Source organism: Bradyrhizobium sp. USDA3516, from assembly GCF_057651995.1.
Genome location: NZ_JBYGYN010000001.1, coordinates 114045 through 131238 on the forward strand (window position 1 = coordinate 114045; position 17194 = coordinate 131238).

14 protein-coding genes and 1 pseudogene are annotated in these 17194 nt (G+C 64.6%); 5 read left to right on the top strand and 10 right to left on the bottom strand.

Going from position 1 to position 17194, the window contains the following annotated elements; all coding sequences use genetic code 11:
• Nucleotides 1–336 precede the first annotated feature (336 nt).
• Nucleotides 337–1850 (bottom strand): annotated as a pseudogene (locus AC24YW_RS00710) (caspase family protein).
• Nucleotides 1851–2054: 204 nt separating this feature from the next.
• Between AC24YW_RS00710 and AC24YW_RS00715 the strand changes: the two are divergent.
• The 3 genes from AC24YW_RS00715 to AC24YW_RS00725 all read left to right on the top strand — a co-directional run bounded on the left by AC24YW_RS00715 (nucleotide 2055) and on the right by AC24YW_RS00725 (nucleotide 6114).
• On the top strand, nucleotides 2055–3035 hold the full coding sequence (locus AC24YW_RS00715) for a helix-turn-helix domain-containing protein (protein WP_487480899.1): 981 nt from the start codon (nucleotides 2055–2057) through the stop codon (nucleotides 3033–3035).
• Between the two features lie 300 nt (nucleotides 3036–3335).
• Entirely contained in the window at nucleotides 3336–4880 is a 1545-nt protein-coding gene (locus AC24YW_RS00720; protein ID WP_487480900.1) for a DEAD/DEAH box helicase, read from the top strand.
• A 166-nt stretch (nucleotides 4881–5046) separates the two neighbouring features.
• Nucleotides 5047–6114: a GGDEF domain-containing protein gene (locus AC24YW_RS00725; protein WP_487480901.1), complete on the top strand. Its 1068-nt coding sequence runs from the start codon at nucleotides 5047–5049 to the stop codon at nucleotides 6112–6114.
• Between the two features lie 180 nt (nucleotides 6115–6294).
• On the opposite strand, the gene AC24YW_RS00730 is transcribed toward AC24YW_RS00725, so the two are convergent.
• From AC24YW_RS00730 to AC24YW_RS00770, 9 genes are all read right to left on the bottom strand, one after another.
• Entirely contained in the window at nucleotides 6295–6738 is a 444-nt protein-coding gene (locus AC24YW_RS00730; RefSeq protein WP_487480902.1) for a TfoX/Sxy family protein, read from the bottom strand.
• Between the two features lie 167 nt (nucleotides 6739–6905).
• On the bottom strand, nucleotides 6906–7316 hold the full coding sequence (locus AC24YW_RS00735; protein WP_487480903.1) for a HesB/IscA family protein: 411 nt from the start codon (nucleotides 7314–7316) through the stop codon (nucleotides 6906–6908).
• A 50-nt stretch (nucleotides 7317–7366) separates the two neighbouring features.
• Nucleotides 7367–7738: an SUF system Fe-S cluster assembly protein gene (locus tag AC24YW_RS00740; protein WP_063683732.1), complete on the bottom strand. Its 372-nt coding sequence runs from the start codon at nucleotides 7736–7738 to the stop codon at nucleotides 7367–7369.
• The gene (locus AC24YW_RS00745) at nucleotides 7735–8982 is read right to left on the bottom strand and encodes a cysteine desulfurase (RefSeq protein WP_487480904.1); all 1248 of its coding nucleotides are present in this window, start codon (nucleotides 8980–8982) and stop codon (nucleotides 7735–7737) included. The genes AC24YW_RS00740 and AC24YW_RS00745 overlap by 4 nt, the downstream gene beginning before the upstream one ends.
• Complete coding sequence (gene sufD / locus AC24YW_RS00750) at nucleotides 8979–10283, bottom strand: Fe-S cluster assembly protein SufD (protein ID WP_487480905.1); 1305 nt, start codon at nucleotides 10281–10283, stop codon at nucleotides 8979–8981. Before sufD ends, AC24YW_RS00745 begins: the two co-directional genes overlap by 4 nt.
• 12 nt (nucleotides 10284–10295) lie before the next feature.
• On the bottom strand, nucleotides 10296–11048 hold the full coding sequence (gene sufC, locus AC24YW_RS00755) for a Fe-S cluster assembly ATPase SufC (RefSeq protein ID WP_487480906.1): 753 nt from the start codon (nucleotides 11046–11048) through the stop codon (nucleotides 10296–10298).
• Between the two features lie 62 nt (nucleotides 11049–11110).
• On the bottom strand, nucleotides 11111–12607 hold the full coding sequence (gene sufB, locus AC24YW_RS00760; RefSeq protein WP_487480907.1) for a Fe-S cluster assembly protein SufB: 1497 nt from the start codon (nucleotides 12605–12607) through the stop codon (nucleotides 11111–11113).
• A gap of 114 nt (nucleotides 12608–12721) precedes the next feature.
• The gene (locus AC24YW_RS00765) at nucleotides 12722–13861 is read right to left on the bottom strand and encodes a cysteine desulfurase family protein (protein WP_487480908.1); all 1140 of its coding nucleotides are present in this window, start codon (nucleotides 13859–13861) and stop codon (nucleotides 12722–12724) included.
• Nucleotides 13862–13913: 52 nt separating this feature from the next.
• A complete protein-coding gene (locus AC24YW_RS00770; RefSeq protein ID WP_487480909.1) occupies nucleotides 13914–15107 on the bottom strand; it encodes an acyltransferase family protein in 1194 nt (397 codons plus the stop codon).
• 190 nt (nucleotides 15108–15297) lie between these two features.
• On the opposite strand from AC24YW_RS00770, the gene AC24YW_RS00775 reads away from it, so the two are divergent.
• A complete protein-coding gene (locus AC24YW_RS00775; protein ID WP_487480910.1) occupies nucleotides 15298–16137 on the top strand; it encodes a LytTR family DNA-binding domain-containing protein in 840 nt (279 codons plus the stop codon).
• 347 nt (nucleotides 16138–16484) lie between these two features.
• Nucleotides 16485–17132, top strand: a complete 648-nt coding sequence (locus AC24YW_RS00780) for an alpha/beta hydrolase (protein WP_025036034.1) — start codon at nucleotides 16485–16487, stop codon at nucleotides 17130–17132.
• Nucleotides 17133–17194 lie beyond the last annotated feature (62 nt).

Here is a 17194-nt window from a genome sequence, read left to right on the forward strand (position 1 = left end):
GTTGTTCCTTCCGCAGGGGAAGCGAGCCTCTCGTCTCAGGACCTTGGCGACTTGCGGTCCCATGGCCGTTTGCCTTCGGCGTCGCGATCCCATGGTCGCGTGGCCGGAGCCCCCTTCTCATCCTCGGCGGCCTTCGCGCGGTCCGCCTGGACGCGTTCGCGATCGGTGAGAGGTGGGGCTGTGGGAACTGGATTCGTTTGAGCCAGAACCGGAAGCGTCGTAAGGAGCGCGACAATAATGAATTTTGTCATTCCCGGCTCTAGCACTTTCACCTTGGCTTGTCCGATTTAAGTTCGGCCGCTGCGCAAGATCATCCCGTCACAATCGAACAGCGCATCAATTGTTACTCCGGTTCGCGCTCCGAAAACTCTTGATCTCCGAGACGCTGCCGTCGCGATAGGTCAGCTCCACCGAGACGGATTTCGTGCTCGGCGCGAGCTTCATGTAGAGCGGCATGCCGGCGCTGACCGCGCTGGGGTCGCGCAGGTCGCAGGGCGGCATCTTCAGGACCTGGTTGGGCACGGCGCTGTCGACGCCGATGCGCACCTCGCGGATGGCGCAGCGGTAGGACACGAGATGCGTGTAGTAGACGAGCAGTCCGTTGAACTCGCGGAACGACAGCCAGCTCGTCGAAGTCATGTCGAGGATCTTGCGCTGGTCGCGGATCAGCGCGGCCTCGGGGTCGAACCTGATCGGGAACGGGCCCTGCATGTCGCCGGACTGATCGACGTAGCGGACCTCGATGGTCCCGGCCTGCGCATCCGGCGGCAGCTCGATCGACGGGTTCGGCATCCGCTTGCGAGTGCGCGGATCGAGCGTGTCGATGAAGCCGGTCTCGCGGAAATCGCCCGCGCCGGCCATGCGCCAGGAAATGCCGAGCGTCGGATCGGCGAAGGAGAAGGTCACGCTCCAGCCGCCATTGTGACGCGAGAAGCTCGCGATCGGCGCGTTGAGGGTCTCCTCCCTGGGCATCTGTGGCACCGACACCGGCGGCAGCGCCGCAAGCTTCGTGGGCGGCGGATCGTCCGAACGCGCGGCGGTGTCCTTGGCGAGGCCGCTGAGGAAGACATCGTCGACCATCTGGTCGAAATAAACAGGGACCTGCCTGTGCTTCACGGTGTCGGCCAGCTCGCTGACGGCGCGGCGGGTGCGCTGCGCCACCTGCACCAGGTTCTCGCCGGGCTTGAGCAGCTCCTTGGCAAAGGTGCGCGTGAACACCGAATTGGGATTGCTATCGTCGTTGACAGGCGATCGAGCGCGGTCTGCCGGGGTCCTGCCGAGAACACCGAGAACACGCCTTCGGGCAGCTGCGTCATCGGCGCGAGACCGGCACCGCCGGCGACGGCGCGCGTCCCCTTGCGCTCGAACGGATTGTTGCGGCAGGCGTCGAACACCAGGATCGAGGTCCGAGCCTTCTTGTTCTGCAGCCGCTCGACGATGCGGTCGGCCAGGATCGAGGCGTCGCGCACCAATTCTTCCTGCCCTTCCGTCGCTGCCGGCACGTCGGTCGGCAGCAGATAGTTCTGGCCGGCGATCTCGAAGCCGTGGCCGGCATAGAAGAAGAACGCGGTGTCGCCGGGCTCGATCGCCTTGTCGAAGGCGAGCAGCGTCTCGGAGAATTGCTGCCGGCTCTGGTTCTCGGCGACCATCACCGAGAAGCCGAGCTGCTTCAGCGTATCGCCCATGGTGCGGGCGTCGTTGACCGCCTTGAGCAGCTTCGGCACGTTCTTGTAGTCGTTGTTGCCGACGACGAGCGCGACGCGCTTCTCGGCGCAGGCGGGCGCTGCGAAACCGCTCAGGCCCGCCGCGAGGCCAAGGGCCGCCAGAATTCTGAAAAGCCGACGCGTCATCGCAAAATTTCCCGTTGCAGAATCGGCCCTGTCGCCGATCCATTGGAGCGGCAGTTCATGGGACCCCCTGCCGCTGTGTGATAGTCGGCCCAGGCCTGACCACGGTTCAAGGACCCGGGGCTGGCGATTGTACGATCCCACTATGGCTGATTCCGCTGGAATCTGGTTCCTTTTGAACAATTTCGCCGGAAGCGAGGGGCTGCCGTGTTGCACTGGTGTACGGACGAGGTCGACCCGAAGGATCGCTTCGACTATTGGCGCGAGGTGCGCGCCAAGGGGTTGTTCGGCGTCACCGCCGAGCTCGCGCGCGAGCGGCGCGCGGACTTTTTCGGCGAATTCTCGCTGCGTAAGCTGGGCGGCGCCGGCCTCGTCGAGCTGAAGGCCTCGCCCTACGCGGTCGAGCGCAGCGCGTCGGACATCGCCTACGCCCCCGGCGAGGCGATCTGCGTCTACCAGCAGCTCGGCAGCGGCGGCTGGTTCGGCGGCATGCGCACGAGCGACTTTGCGATTCCCAATGGCAGCTTCGCCACCAGCCATACCGACTTGCCGTACCGCACCGCCCCGCTGGGCACCGCGGGCTTCCACCTGCGGATCCTCAAGATCCCCGTGAGCAGCATCCCGGTGCAGGACAGGCGCTTGCACGAGCTTGCGCCCCGGACCTTCAACGATCCGGCCCTGGCGCCGCTGCTCGCGGCCTGCTTTGCCGATCTCGGCGAAATCGCCGCGGACGATGCGGCCTCGGCCGTCCAGACCCCCTTGGTACAGACCTCCTTGGTTCAAGCTTTGGCCCATCTGGCGCTGATCGAGCGCGGCGTCGTGCGGCCCGGCAGCCGGCGGGGACAGGAGGCACTGCGGACCGCCCGCCTCTCGCAAGCCCGGCGGCTGATCGCGCGCCACCTTCAGGACCCCAATCTTGCGCCGGCCATGGTGGCCGACCTGCTTGGCGTCTCCGTACGTCACCTGCACATGTTGTTCGAGATGGCGGAGAAGAGCTTTTCCCAGACGGTGACCGACGAGCGCCTGAAGCAGAGCCGCCGCCTGCTGCGCGAGGCGCCCGAGCGGCTGATCGCCGACATCGCGTCCTCGTGCGGCTTCGAGAGCCTGGCAACCTATTACCGGGTGTTTAACGCCGCCTATGGCATGGCCCCCGGTGATTTCCGGGCAAAAAGCTCGGAGGAGTGTTAGCTGCCGTCTTGGGTGGCTGCGGCCGGGCTGAGGGGCTTCCGGGAAAAACCCCAGAAGCGCCCGTAATTTGGGCAAAAACCTCAGGTTTTTTAGGCTCTTCCCGCGCCGCTCCATTGACTTTGGCCAATTCCCGCCTATGTTCCGGGTCGACGCGGCTCAGATCGAAGAGCGATTCCTGAGCCTTGCGCTTTGTTCGCGTGAGTCAGCACCCCCAGCTTCTTCGAGAGCGCGCCGTTTCGGGGTGGAACGCGACAGCCTTATTACCCTCGATTCCGAACGGCGGTTTCGACCAGAGGCTCAATGTCCTTTTCAGATCTCGGACTGTCCGAAAAAGTCCTCGCCGCAGTGGCGGCCACCGGTTACACCACCCCCACCCCCATTCAGGAACAGGCGATCCCCCACGTCCTCGCACGCAAGGACGTCCTCGGCATCGCCCAGACCGGCACCGGCAAGACCGCGGCCTTCGTGCTGCCGATGCTCACCATCCTCGAAAAGGGCCGCGCCCGGGCGCGAATGCCGCGCACGCTGATCCTCGAGCCGACCCGCGAGCTGGCGGCCCAGGTGAAGGAAAACTTCGACCGGTACGGTGCCGGCCAGAAGCTCAACGTCGCGCTCCTGATCGGCGGCGTCTCCTTCGGCGACCAGGATGCCAAGCTGATGCGCGGCGTCGACGTGCTGATCGCGACCCCCGGCCGCCTGCTCGACCACACCGAGCGCGGCGGCCTGCTGCTCACCGGCGTCGAGCTGCTCGTCATCGACGAAGCCGACCGCATGCTGGACATGGGCTTCATTCCCGACATCGAGCGCGTCTGCAAGCTCGTCCCGTTCACGCGCCAGACTCTGTTCTTCACCGCGACCATGCCGCCGGAAATCCGGCGCATCACCGAGACCTTCCTGCACAATCCGCAGAAGATCGAGGTATCCAAGCCCGCGACCACTGCGGTGACCGTCACGCAGGTCCAGGTGCCCGCCGGGCGCGAGGCGCACGAGAAGCGCGAGCTGCTGCGCCGCCTGCTGCGCGAAGCCAAGGATCTCAAGAACGCGATCATCTTCTGCAATCGCAAGCGTGAAGTCGCGATCGTTCACAAATCGCTGCAGAAGCACGGCTTCAGCGTCGGAGCCCTGCACGGCGACATGGATCAGTCGGCTCGCACGGCCGCACTCGACCAGTTCCGCAAGGGTGAGCTACCCCTCCTCGTCGCCTCCGACGTCGCAGCCCGCGGCCTCGACATTCCCGAGGTCAGTCACGTCTACAATTTCGACGTTCCCCATCACGCCGACGATTACGTTCACCGCATCGGCCGCACCGGCCGCGCCGGCCGCACCGGCACCGCGATCTCGATCGTGACGCGGCTCGACCAGAAGTCGATGGCAGCGATCGAGAAGCTGATCGGACAGAGCATTCCGCTCGCCGAGGGCGATTTTGAGATCCACACCGAAGCCTCCGATGCGACCGAGCGTCCGCGCGAGTCGCGTGGCCGCGAACGTTCACGCGGCGGGCGCGGCAAGCCGCAGCGTGGTCGCGACCGTGAGCGCAGCCACGAACCGCGCGAGGCGCGTGGTGAGGCAAGACATGAAGCAAGATCTGCTTCCGAGGCCGGACATGCGTCCGAAGCCAAGAGTCCTTCGGTGGCACGACAGCCCGCTGAAGCAAGGCATCGTTCCGGCGACAAGCGCAGGACGGAGCCGCGACACGACGCCCGCCAGCAAGCCAATCCGTCGCATGTGCCCTCGATCGGCCGTCCCGAGCCGCGCCGTCAGCGCGAGAGCGACAGCGAGCCGGGCGATCACTCGCATCTGCCGGCGTTCCTGCTGCGGCCGGTGCGCTCCCCCGCCGGGGCCTGAAGCGCTCCGGCGCCCCGGCTTTTTCGGTTGAAGAACGTCGATTTGCAATTTTTTGGACACCCCGTGAACGTATATTTACGGGGTGTTCACGATCGTCCGTTAGCCTACGAACATAATTTAAGGATTGCTGCGGTCGGTGGCGCGTCGACCGCTGTGGGGATGTTCAGTGATCAAGGTACTCGACGAACACGAACGCACGCTGGCGTTCGCCGAGGTGGCGCTCGGTCAGATCCGATCGCTCAGGCAGACGGCCATTCCCCGCAATTACGAGATTTGGTACGTCTACGCCACAGGCTACAATGCACCGCTCAACAAGATCATCAATGAGACGCTGGCGCGCAGTGGCAGGCTGACCGAGGCCGATCTCGAGCAGATCTACGAAACCTATCTCTCCCACATCAAGACCACCGACCGCATCGACAAGGTCGGCGCGCGCGTCGTCGGCGAGATCGACGACGTGGTGAAGGTGTTGGGCGAGGCGCTCGGCATGACCGGAGCCTACGATGCCAGCCTGTCGGGTGCGACCGAGAAACTGTCGTCGGCCGAGAGCCGCGACCAGATCAAGGCGATCGTCGAGGCGCTGCTGCGCTCCACCAGCGAGATGCGCGAGACCAACAAGGCGCTGGAAGACCGGCTCACGCTGTCGAAGAACGAGATCAGCAATCTCCAGCAGAGCCTGGAGGCGATCCGGGCCGAGAGCCTGACCGATCCGCTCACGGGCCTGGGAAATCGCAAATATTTCGACCGCATGATCGGCATGGCGGTGCAGAGCGCGCTCGCCTCGGGCGAGCCGCTGTCGCTGCTGCTGTTCGACATCGATCACTTCAAGTCGTTCAACGATTCCTACGGCCATCTCACCGGCGACCAGGTGCTGCGGCTCGTCGGCCTTTCGCTGAAGCAGACCATCAAGGGCCAGGACATCACCGCGCGCTACGGCGGCGAGGAATTCGCGGTCGTTCTCCCCAACACCGCGATGCGCCAGGCACTGACGGTCGCCGATCACATCCGCCGCGCCGTGATGGCGAAGGAATTGAAGAAGAAATCGACCGGCGAGATCCTCGGCCGCGTCACCATCTCCGTCGGCGTCTCCATGCTGAGGGAGGGCGACGACACCGACGCGCTGATCGAGCGTGCCGACGCCTGCCTCTACGCCGCCAAGCGCAACGGCCGCAATCGCGTGATCTGCGAAGCCGATCCGGAATTTGCGATCGAGACCCACGGCCGGGTGGCGTAGCGCCAAATTCATCCACCACCGGGGCGCACCTCTTGGTGCGAGCCCGGAATCCATACTCACGACGGTGGTTATGGATTCTCAGATGCGCAATTGCGCATCATAGCTCACGGCTATGCCGCGCCCCGGAATGACGGCGGCAATGGAGCGTAGTTTGGCTTCATTGGCGGGTCCGCCTCCGCGCTACGACGTGCGCCGGATGCGTCGCTCGGTCCCAATTTTCTTAGTCCGCCGCTTCCTAGCCTCGGCCTTTCTCGGCTGCGCTTTCTTCGTCGGCTTCGCCGCCTTCTTCGCCTTCGGTCGTTTCTTCACCTTGGCCCGCTGGGCGGCGGCGAGCGCCGCCCTCGCCCATTGCGCAAGCTCCTGGGAATCGTCGAACAGGCGCGCCGGCAATTCCCAGTAGGAATTCACCACCACGGTCTTGGCACGGGTCGAATACTGGAACGGCTTTGAGCCTTCGGCCTCGAAGTCAGGAATGGTCGTCTCGTCGGCCCGAAAAAACAGGCCGGCGCGCAGGGACAGCGCGAAATTGACGCCGTCGGCTGAGATGCCGTAGCCGGAGAACATTTTCCGGATGGTGACCGGGCCGAAATCGGCGAACAGGTCGATCAGGAATTCGCGGTCCATGATGGCGCTCTCTCGTGCCCCGGACGCAGCGCAGCGTGTAACGGTGCGCTGCAGAGCCGGGGCCCAGCCACTCCACAGCGAAGACTATAGCGTGGGTCCCGGCTCTGCGCAGCAGCGCAAGCGCGCTGCAGCGCGTCCGGGACAAGAGAGCAGAGCGTAGGCCGAAATTACCCGTCGATCTTGGCCGGCCGCAGTTCGACCGATTCGCCGCAACCGCAGGCGGAGATCTGGTTGGGGTTGTTGAAGACGAACTGGGCCTGCATCTTGTCGGCCTTGTAGTCCATCTCGGTGCCGAGCAGGAACAGCACGGCCTTGGGATCGATCAGGATCTTGACGCCCTTGTCCTCGACGACCTCGTCGGTCGGGCGGATGTCGTGGGCGTATTCGACCGTGTAGGACTGACCGGCGCAGCCGCCGTTCTTCACGCCGACGCGCAAGCCCACGATTTCCGAGTCCGCGCGCTGGGTCAGCTCGGTGATGCGCTGGGCAGCGGCGTCCGTCAGCCGCATCACCTGCGGGCGCGGCCGCCGCGGCTTCGGAGTGGATGCTGGTGTCGAGCCGGACGAAATTTGGGTCATGTTGCCTATGTGGTCCGTTGCGAAGCGAATTCAATGCGCGTTGGGGGGCGTCACCACATGTTCAGCACGAGGCGCGCCTCGTCGCTCATGCGTTCGGGCGACCACGGCGGCTCCCAGACGACCTTGACGTCGACCACGCCGACGCCGGGCACGCTGGCGACCGCGTTCTCGACCATGGTCGGCAGCTCGCCGGCGGCCGGACAGTTCGGCGTCGTCAGCGTCATCTGCACGTCGACCGAACGGTCGTCCTTGATCTCGACCTTGTAGATCAGGCCGAGCTCGTAGATGTCGGCGGGGATTTCCGGGTCGAACACGGTCTTGAGCCCGGCGATGATCTCGGTGGTGAGACGCTCGGTCTCCTCCGGCGGCAATGCCGAATGGGTCTCCATCGGATTGGCTTTGATTTCGGCCGTGTCACTCATGCGAACAAATCCCGCGCCTTCAGCAGCGCCTGTGCCAGATGATCGACTTCTTCCCGCGTATTATACATGCCGAACGAGGCCCGGCATGTGGCCGTGACGTTGAACCGCTCTAAAAGCGGCATCACGCAATGGGTGCCGGCGCGCACTGCGATGCCCTGGCGGTCGATCACGGTGGCGACGTCGTGGGCGTGCGCGCCCTTGAGCTCGAAGGAGATCACGGGGCCCTTGCCCCGCGCCGTGCCGATCAGCCGGAGCGAGTTGATCTCGCGCAGGCGCTCCTGGGCGTAGGCGGTGAGGTCGGCCTCGTAGGCGGCGATGCGTTCCTTGCCGATCGAATTGACGTAGTCGATGGCGGCGCCAAGGCCGACGGCTTCGACGATGGGCGGGGTGCCAGCTTCGAACTTGTGCGGCGGATCGCCATAGGTGACCCAGTCCTTCGCAACCTCGCGGATCATCTCGCCGCCGCCGTTGAAGGGCCGCATCGCGACGAGGTGCTCATGCTTGGCATAGAGCGCGCCGATGCCGGTCGGGCCATAGATCTTGTGGCCGGTGAACGCGTAGAAATCGCAGTCGAGATCCTGCACGTCGACGGGCAGATGCACCGCGCCTTGCGCTCCGTCGACCAGCACCGGAATGCCGCGATCATGGGCCAGCCGTACCACCTCCTTGATCGGAACGAACGTTCCGAGCGCGTTCGACATCTGGGTGATGGCGACAAGCTTGGTCTTCGGCGTCAGCAGCTTCTCGAACTCGTCGATCAGGAAATTGCCCTCGTCATCGACGGGCGCCCATTTGATCACTGCGCCATGGCGTTCCCTGAGGAAATGCCAGGGCACGATGTTGGAATGGTGCTCCATAATCGAGAGGACGATCTCGTCGCCTTGCTTGATGTTCGGCTCGCCCCAGGACGACGCCACGAGGTTAATCGCCTCGGTGACGTTGCGGGTGAAGATGATTTCCTCTGTCCGACGGGCGTTGACGAACTGCGCAACTTTTGCCCGCGCACCCTCGTAGGCTTCGGTCGCGGCATTGGCGAGGTAGTGCAGGCCGCGATGCACGTTGGCGTATTCGCTCGTATAGGCCTGCGTCATGCGGTCGAGCACGGCACTCGGCTTCTGCGCAGAGGCGGCGTTGTCGAGATAGACGAGCTTCTTGCCGTAGACCTGCATCGCGAGCGCCGGAAAATCCTGGCGCACGCGCGCAACGTCATAGGCGCCGTTCTTGACCGCCGGATGCGTGCTCATGACCGCCGCTCCAGCCAGCGCTCGGCGATGCCGATCACGTGCTCGCGCAAGCCATCATCGGCGATCTGCTCGATCGCCTCGCCGACGAAGGCCTGGATCAGCAGCGCCTGGGCCTGCTTCTCCGGCAGGCCGCGGGCCTTCAGGTAGAACAGCAGGCTGTCGTCGAGCGCGCCGGCGGTGGCGCCGTGGCCGCAGGAGACGTCGTCGGCGAAGATCTCGAGCTCGGGCTTGTTGTCGGCCTCGGCCTCGTCCGAGAGCAGCAGCGCCCGGGTCATCATCTTGCCGTCGGTCTTCTGCGCGTCGGGACGGACGATGATGCGGCCCTGGAACACCGAATGGCCGCGTTCGTCGATCACGGCGCGGAAGGTCTCGCGGCTGACGCAATTCGGCACGGCATGGTCGACCACCAGCGTGGTGTCGCCGTGCTCGGTCTTCTTCAGAAGGTTGACGCCGTTGACCGAGAGCTCGCTGCCCTCGCCCGCCAGCGTAATGAACCCTTGCAGGCGGCTGACCGCAGCGCCGCTGGTCATGTTGAAGAAGTTGAGCTTGGTATTTGCGCCGACGGTGACGAACTGCGAGGTGATGTTCACCGCGTCAGGCGCATCGTCCATCAGCCGGACAAACGCGACGTCGGCGTCGTCGCTGACCGAGACGATGACGGCGTCGTTGACCTGGTAGGTCGCAGCGCCGGCGGCGACGAAGCTCTCGATGATGGTGGCGCGGGCGCCCTTCCCGATCACCACCTGCGAGCGGGTGAAAGCCGAGGCCGATGCGGCGGTCGCAACATGGATGATCTGGATCGGCGCAGAGAGCTGCGTCCCATCCGCGATCGACAGCACCACGCCGTCGGTCGCCAGCGCCGCGTTCAGCGCGATCACGGCATCGGTGGACGCGGTCTTGAGGAGACCAGCATCCTTGTCCAGCGTCTCACGGAGAGCCTTGAAGCCGGCCTCGGACGCAAGCGTCTTCACGTCCGAGAGCTCGGCTGCGAACATGCCGTCGACCAGCACCAGCTTGCGGGCGCCCGCGATTGCATGCGCCTTGACCGCGTCCGCGGCGCGCTTCAGCGCGGTCGCATCGGGCACGGCGGCCAGCGGCAGCACCTCGCCGACCAGCGCGCGCAGATCGGTGTATTTCCATTCCTCGATCCGGCGGTGCGGCAGGCCGAGACGCTCATAGGTCTCGAACGCCTCGCGGCGCACGGCGGTGACCGCGGACGAACCCGGCAGCCGGCCTTCGGCGCTTGCGAAGAGATCGCTCACCGCGCGGCCGCTCCCGGTCTTTGCCACAGCAACGTTCATCTCAAAAATTCCTTACGCGGCATCCTCGAACTGGGCGTAGCCGGAGGCTTCCAGCTCCAGCGCCAATTCCTTGCCGCCGCTCTTCACGACACGGCCCCTGGACATCACGTGCACGACGTCGGGCACGATGTAGTTCAGCAGCCGCTGATAGTGGGTGATGACGACCATCGCGCGCCCCGGCGAGCGCAGTGCGTTGACGCCGTCGGCCGCGATCCGCAGCGCGTCGATGTCGAGGCCGGAATCCATCTCGTCGAGGATGCACAGGCTCGGCTCGAACAGCGCCATCTGCAGCACTTCGTTGCGCTTCTTCTCGCCGCCGGAGAAGCCGACATTGACGCCGCGCTTGAGCATGTCCTGCGGGATGTTCAGCGACTTCGAGACTTCGCGGACCTTCTTGAGGAAATCAGGCACCATCAGCTCGCTCTCGCCGCGCGCCTTGCGCTGTGCATTCAGCGCGGTGCGCAGGAAATTCATGGTGGTGACGCCGGGAATCTCGACCGGATACTGGAACGCCAGGAATACGCCCTTAGCGGCGCGCTCGTCCGGCGACATCTCCAGGAGGTCCTCGCCCCTGAACAGGATCTGGCCGTCGGTGACCTCGTAGCCGGGCTTGCCGGCGATGACGTGCGAGAGCGTCGACTTGCCGGAGCCGTTCGGCCCCATGATCGCGTGCACCTCGCCCTCGTTCACGGTCAGCGTCAGCCCATGGAGGATCTCACGCTCCTCGACACGAACCTTGAGGTCTTTCACTTCAAGCAAAGCCATCTTGGTATCCAGTTTATTCAATTGATGTTGGAGCGCGAGGTGCGCACCGCGAGGGTCGGCAATTAGCCGACCGACCCTTCAAGCGAGATCGAGATCAGCTTCTGCGCTTCCACCGCAAATTCCATCGGCAGCTGCTGCAGCACGTCCTTGACGAAGCCGTTGACGACGAGGCCGACGGCCTCTTCTTGCGAAAGCCCGCGCTGGATGCAGTAGAACAGCACGTCCTCGGAGATCTTCGAGGTCGTCGCCTCGTGCTCGAACGTCGCCGAGGAGTTCTTGGCCTCGATATAGGGCACGGTGTGCGCACCGCATTTGTCGCCGATCAGCAGCGAGTCGCAGGCGGTGAAGTTGCGCGCGCCGGTCGCTTTCCGGTGTGCCGTGACGAGGCCGCGATAGGTGTTCTGCGACTTGCCGGCGGCGATGCCCTTGGAGATGATCCGGCTCGACGTGTTCTTGCCGAGATGGATCATCTTGGTGCCCGAATCGACCTGCTGGTAGCCATTCGAGATCGCAATCGAGTAGAACTCGCCGCGCGAATTGTCACCGCGCAGGATGCAGCTCGGATATTTCCAGGTGATGGCGGAGCCGGTCTCGACCTGGGTCCAGGAGATCTTGGAATTGGCACCGCGGCAGTCGCCACGCTTGGTGACGAAATTGTAGATGCCGCCCTTGCCTTCCGAATTGCCGGGATACCAATTCTGCACCGTCGAATATTTGATCTCGGCATCGTCGAGCGCGACGAGCTCGACCACGGCGGCGTGCAGCTGGTTCTCGTCGCGCTGCGGCGCGGTGCAGCCTTCGAGATAGGAGACGTAGGAGCCCTTGTCGGCGATGATCAGCGTGCGCTCGAACTGGCCGGTGTTGCGCTCGTTGATGCGGAAATAGGTCGACAGCTCCATCGGGCAGCGCACGCCCGGCGGCACATAGACGAACGAGCCGTCGGAGAACACAGCCGAGTTCAGCGTGGCATAGAAATTGTCGGAAGTCGGAACCACCGAGCCCAGATATTTCTGCACCAGCTCGGGATGCTCGCGGATCGCCTCCGAGATCGGCATGAAGATCACGCCGGCCTTCTTCAGCTCGGCCTTGAACGTGGTCGCAACCGAGACCGAATCGAACACAGCATCGACCGCGATCTTGCGGCGGGCGGGATCCTCTTCGCCGGGCTTCGGCTCGACGCCTTCGAGCATGGCGACTTCCCGCAAGGGAATGCCGAGCTTCTCGTAGGTCTTCAGGATCTCCGGATCGATCTCATCCAGCGAGGAGACCGTCTTCTTCGGCTTCGGCGCCGCGTAGTAATAAAGGTCCTGGAAGTCGATCTTGGGATAGTCGACTCGGGCCCAGGTCGGCTCCTGCATGGTCAGCCAGCGCCGATAGGCCTCCAGCCGCCACTGCAGCATCCAGGCGGGCTCGTTCTTCTTCTCAGAGATGAACTTGACGGTATCTTCCGACAACCCCTTGGGGGCCTTGTCGGACTCGATCAGGGTCTCAAACCCATAACGATACTGGTCGACGTCGATGCGCTTCACGCGCTCGACCGTCTCTTGTACGGCTGGCATTCCATCCTCCGCTCGCGGTTTCAAGGACCGCGGTGGATCAAACTCGAACGAGTATTACGATATTTCTCTGCGGAAAGCACGGGCTTAGAACCGTTCAAGCCGTGTTTCGTCGCTTCAAGCCTTAAGTAGGGTATTACCAAGCTTTCGCCAAGCCTCTAACGCCCTATTGATGTCCGCCGGTTCCGTGGACCAGCCCAGACTGAGACGCACCGCTCCCTGGGCCACCGCGGGATCATAACCCATCGCGGACAGGACGTGAGACGGCTGGACCTTTCCGGAGGAGCAAGCGGAGCCGGAGGAGACCGCGATGCCCTCCAGATCGAAGCCGATCACGGCGGTTTCGGCCTTCAAGCCCGGCGCCGTGAAGAGCACGGTGTTTGGCAACCGCGCTACGTCTTCCGCAAAGACTGTCGTCCCGGGAACGTCGCAGAGACCATTTTCCAAATGATCTCTGAGGCTTGCCATACGCTTCACATCCTCCGGCAGAGCCTGAAGCGCAGCCTTCACCGCTGCCCCAAAGGCGGCGATCCCGGCAATGTTCTCGGTGCCGGCCCGGCGGCTGAGCTCCTGGCCGCCGCCCCGCAGCACCGGCTCCAGGCCGGCTATCCCATCGGTCATCGCCAGGGCGCCGACCCCCTTGGGGCCGCCGATCTTGTGCGCAGAAAACGTCGCAAGGTCTGCGCCTATCGAATTGATATTGAAGGGTATTTTGCCGAGCGCCTGGATCGCATCGACATGCAGCAGGCCGCCTGCCTCATGGACGATGCTTGCAGCCTCTGTGACCGGCTGAAGGGCGCCGCTCTCGTTGTTGGCGGCCATGATCGAGACCAGGGCTGGTGGGCCTCCCTTCAGCAGCGCCCGCAAATGATCGAGGTCGACCACGCCGGAGCGCGTCACCTCGATCAGGCCGATCTTGTCCGCCGGGAACCGGCCGCCGGCTAGCACCGAGGCATGCTCGACCGCCGAGACCAGCAGCCGCTCGACAGGGCCGCCGGAGGCGCCCCGCAAACCCGGCGAGAGCGCGAGCGCATTGGCCTCGGTTCCAGCGGAGGTGAAGACGACGTTGCGCGGCTGCGCCCCGACCGCGGCCGCAAGCGTCGCGCGGGCTTCTTCGACCAAGCGCCGCGCCTCCCGCCCCTCGGCATGGACCGAGGATGGATTGCCGACCAGGTCGAAGGCCGCAACCATCGCCGCCCGCGCCTCGGGGCGCAGCGGCGTGGTCGCATTCCAGTCGAGATAGACACGGTTCGGCATCTGGCCCTCTTAGCACCTTTTGTCGTCCGGCCAATCGGAGGGCGTGCGCTCGTCAGGCCGGCTGCTGCTCCACCCTCCGCAGGGTTCGCGGCACCGCCCGCAACCCGAACAGCGGCCGCAGCCAGGCCACGCGCCGGACGATCTCATAACTCGCCACACATGTGAGCGCGGTCCCGACGATGACAATGGACGCTTCGATGCCGGCCGACAGACCGCTGTCGTGCAATTGATGCGCGATCACGATGATCGCGGTCTGATGCACGATGTAGTACGGGAAGATCGCATCGGTCAGGTAGCGCCGCGCCGGGCTGTCGGCGGTGAAGGTGCGCCGCGCAAAGCCCAGCACGACGGCGATCGCAAGCCATTGATAGCAACCATAGGCCGAGGCGGCGAACCACTTCAGCATGGGCGACGGCGCAAGCAGGCCGGCGCGTACCAGGATGAAGGCAGCGAAGCAGGCGCCGGCCGCCAGCAGGGCCGCCCAGCGCAGGCGTTCGAGTTCGCGCCAGATCCCCTCCTCCTGCTTGGCCAGCAGGAAACCGATCAGGAAGGCCGTGGCGTGGTCCGCGTGGTTGTACCAGTCGCCAAACAGCGCGTGTGTCGACGGGAAAGCCGGGAACAGCACCAGGCGCCAGGCCGCATACAGCAGGCAGGGCGCGATCAGGAGCCATGGCCCGGCGAGCAAGCGGGCCAGTTTTTGGCCGAGCCAGTCAGCGCCGGCCGGCCACAGCGCGAGAACGCCGATCAGGGCCATCGTGTAGACCCACAGATAGACCACGAACCAGAGATGGTTCCAGGTCGGCAACACGATGCACGGCTTCGGACAGAACTGCGCGCCGAAGGCAAAGTAGTGCCTGGCGTAGAAATCGAAGAAGCCGGCGGGATAGCCGAGGCTTTCGACGATCTGCAGATAGGCCTGCGGCGGCACGATCACGAGCATTCCGAAGATCAGCGGGATCAGGAGCCGCGCCGATCGCGCGCCAGCAAGCGAGGCGAGGCTCCACTTGCCGAGCATGAAGCGGGTGGCAACCCCTGACACCAGGAACAGCAGCGACAGCCGCCACGGATTGAGGAAGAGCATCACCGGTTCCAGCCAGGTCAGCCGGTGCGCGCTCTTGATGTGAAATCCCCAGGACACGTAGAGCATGCCGACGTGGTAGAAGATGAGCAGCCCGAAGGCTAAAATCCGCACCCAATCCAGGTCGATACGCCTGTCCGAGCTTTGGGATTGCTGTGGTGTTGTCATGGTTTTCTGCTCCTCGACGGGACGACGAACGCGGTTTTGGGGTCAGGGCGACACCGAAATGGCTGACACCGAAAATGCGCCGCCTGCGGCGCGCGTCGAGCCGGTTTGGGATCAGAATCGGACCCGAGGGGATGAGCCGCCGGCAGCTGGGACGAGTCGTGGGTCTTTCGGGATCAGCGGCGGCGACCGGATGATGTTCGCAGCGATCGCGGCCGTCGCGCTCGTGATCGGAGTAGTCAATGCGTTTTCGTTTGCCCAGGACGCGGCCTGGCGCGGCGACAGGTACGACATCGGCCGGCGGCTGTTCTGGGAGATGTCCAGCATCGCCGTCATCCTGCTGTTGCTGCCGATCCTGGTCTTGGCGGTCCGCCGCATGCGCCGGACACCCGGCCTCGCCGCACAGGTTGCCATCGGGGCGATCGCCCTGCTCGGCTTCTCCACCCTTCACATCACCGGCATGGTCTGGGTGCGGAAGCTCGCGCTCTGGCTCGCCGGCGGCGCCTACGATTTCCGTTTCTCGCTCGCGACGGTCCTGTACGAATTCCGAAAAGACGCCGTGGCCTTTGTCCTGATCGCTGCCACGATCTGGCTGCTCGAAAGCCGGCGGGAGCTGAAGAGCGCGGCAGTCGGATCGTCGCCGCCGCCCACCCCGCCGCTGCCGTCATCACCCGATCTGATCTGGCTGCGCGACGGCACCAGCCGCATTCGCGTGGTGCCGCGCGAGATCCTCTGGGTCGCATCCGCCGGCAATTACATCGAATACAGCCTCGCCGACGGCACCCGGCACCTCATTCGGGGCACGCTGGCGGCGGCGGAAAGCGAGCTGGCGCGCTTTTCCATCGTTCGCGTCCACCGGACCAAGCTTGCCAATCTCGGCCGGGTGCGCGGCGTGGACCTGAAGCCATCAGGAGATTTCGAGCTCGCCTTCGACAACGGGCAAACGCTCGGCGGCAGCCGGCGCTACCGGCCGGCAGTCGCCGCGCTCGGAAGCCGAACCGCGCCGGCGGGAAGCGCCCCCGGCGATCCCTAAAAAGTCATGATTTCAATGGGTTGGATATTGCCCTCCGGCGGGACGGCCGGCTCTTGCCGCGCTCGGTTGATTCAGGCAGGTCCAGGTCGCGAGAGGCAAGCCGGAGATGACATTGCAATGACTGGCTAAGCTCTTGAGCTGATTGAGAGATGTCGAAGAAGCTTGCTTTTTGACCCTGGCCTTGTGTTAGAAGCGCGCGTCAGTTCACCTGCGCGCCACTCGCACATCATCCGAGGGCGCGCCTTTCCACCTTTCATCCGCGCTCTCGTCGGCGGCAACGCTGCGAGAGCCACAATCGGACGATTGCGCAGGGATCACCTCCAAGGGACTTAGATCAGAGATCATCGATGCCTGAAGTCATTTTCACCGGCCCTGCCGGCCGCCTCGAAGGCCGCTATCACCCGGCCAAGCAGAAGAACGCACCGATCGCGATGATCCTGCATCCGCATCCCCAGTTCCATGGCACGATGAACCATCAGATCGTGTACCAGTGCTACTACGCCTTTGCGCATCGCGGCTTCTCGGTGCTGCGCTTCAACTTCCGCGGCGTCGGTCGCAGCCAGGGCTCGTTCGACCATGGCACCGGCGAATTGTCGGATGCGGCCGCCGCGCTGGATTGGGCGCAGACCATCAATCCCGAGGCGCGCGCCTGCTGGGTCGCCGGCTTCTCCTTCGGCGCCTGGATCGGCATGCAGCTCTTGATGCGCCGCCCCGAGGTCGAGGGCTTCATCTCGATCGCGCCGCCGGCCAACCTCTACGACTTCTCGTTCCTCGCGCCCTGCCCGTCCTCAGGCCTGATCGTTCACGGCGAGAAGGATGCGGTGGTGCCGCCCAAGGACGTCAACACGCTGGTCGAGAAGCTGAAGACGCAGAAGGGCATCGTGATCGACCAGCAGATCATCCCCGGCGCCAACCACTTCTTCGATTCCAAGCTCGAGCCGCTGATGGAAACCATCACGGCGTATCTGGACATGCGCCTCGCCAACGTGCGGTAGTATCTTCCGACGTGGATGGGTTCGCGGCATGGCTGCGGACCCATCACGTTGGAGATTGCGAG

What these genes read in the sequence shown, in the direction of transcription:
- AC24YW_RS00745 (WP_487480904.1), bottom strand. Translation starts at nt 8,982, where the DNA reads ATGAGCACGCATCCGGCGGTCAAGAACGGCGCCTATGACGTTGCGCGC.
- AC24YW_RS00740 (WP_063683732.1), bottom strand. Translation starts at nt 7,738, where the DNA reads ATGAGTGACACGGCCGAAATCAAAGCCAATCCGATGGAGACCCATTCG.
- AC24YW_RS00765 (WP_487480908.1), bottom strand. Translation starts at nt 13,861, where the DNA reads ATGCCGAACCGTGTCTATCTCGACTGGAATGCGACCACGCCGCTGCGC.
- AC24YW_RS00775 (WP_487480910.1), top strand. Translation starts at nt 15,298, where the DNA reads ATGATGTTCGCAGCGATCGCGGCCGTCGCGCTCGTGATCGGAGTAGTC.
- AC24YW_RS00730 (WP_487480902.1), bottom strand. Translation starts at nt 6,738, where the DNA reads ATGGACCGCGAATTCCTGATCGACCTGTTCGCCGATTTCGGCCCGGTC.
- AC24YW_RS00770 (WP_487480909.1), bottom strand. Translation starts at nt 15,107, where the DNA reads ATGACAACACCACAGCAATCCCAAAGCTCGGACAGGCGTATCGACCTG.
- AC24YW_RS00720 (WP_487480900.1), top strand. Translation starts at nt 3,336, where the DNA reads ATGTCCTTTTCAGATCTCGGACTGTCCGAAAAAGTCCTCGCCGCAGTG.
- AC24YW_RS00735 (WP_487480903.1), bottom strand. Translation starts at nt 7,316, where the DNA reads ATGACCCAAATTTCGTCCGGCTCGACACCAGCATCCACTCCGAAGCCG.
- sufC (WP_487480906.1), bottom strand. Translation starts at nt 11,048, where the DNA reads ATGGCTTTGCTTGAAGTGAAAGACCTCAAGGTTCGTGTCGAGGAGCGT.
- AC24YW_RS00780 (WP_025036034.1), top strand. Translation starts at nt 16,485, where the DNA reads ATGCCTGAAGTCATTTTCACCGGCCCTGCCGGCCGCCTCGAAGGCCGC.
- sufD (WP_487480905.1), bottom strand. Translation starts at nt 10,283, where the DNA reads ATGAACGTTGCTGTGGCAAAGACCGGGAGCGGCCGCGCGGTGAGCGAT.
- sufB (WP_487480907.1), bottom strand. Translation starts at nt 12,607, where the DNA reads ATGCCAGCCGTACAAGAGACGGTCGAGCGCGTGAAGCGCATCGACGTC.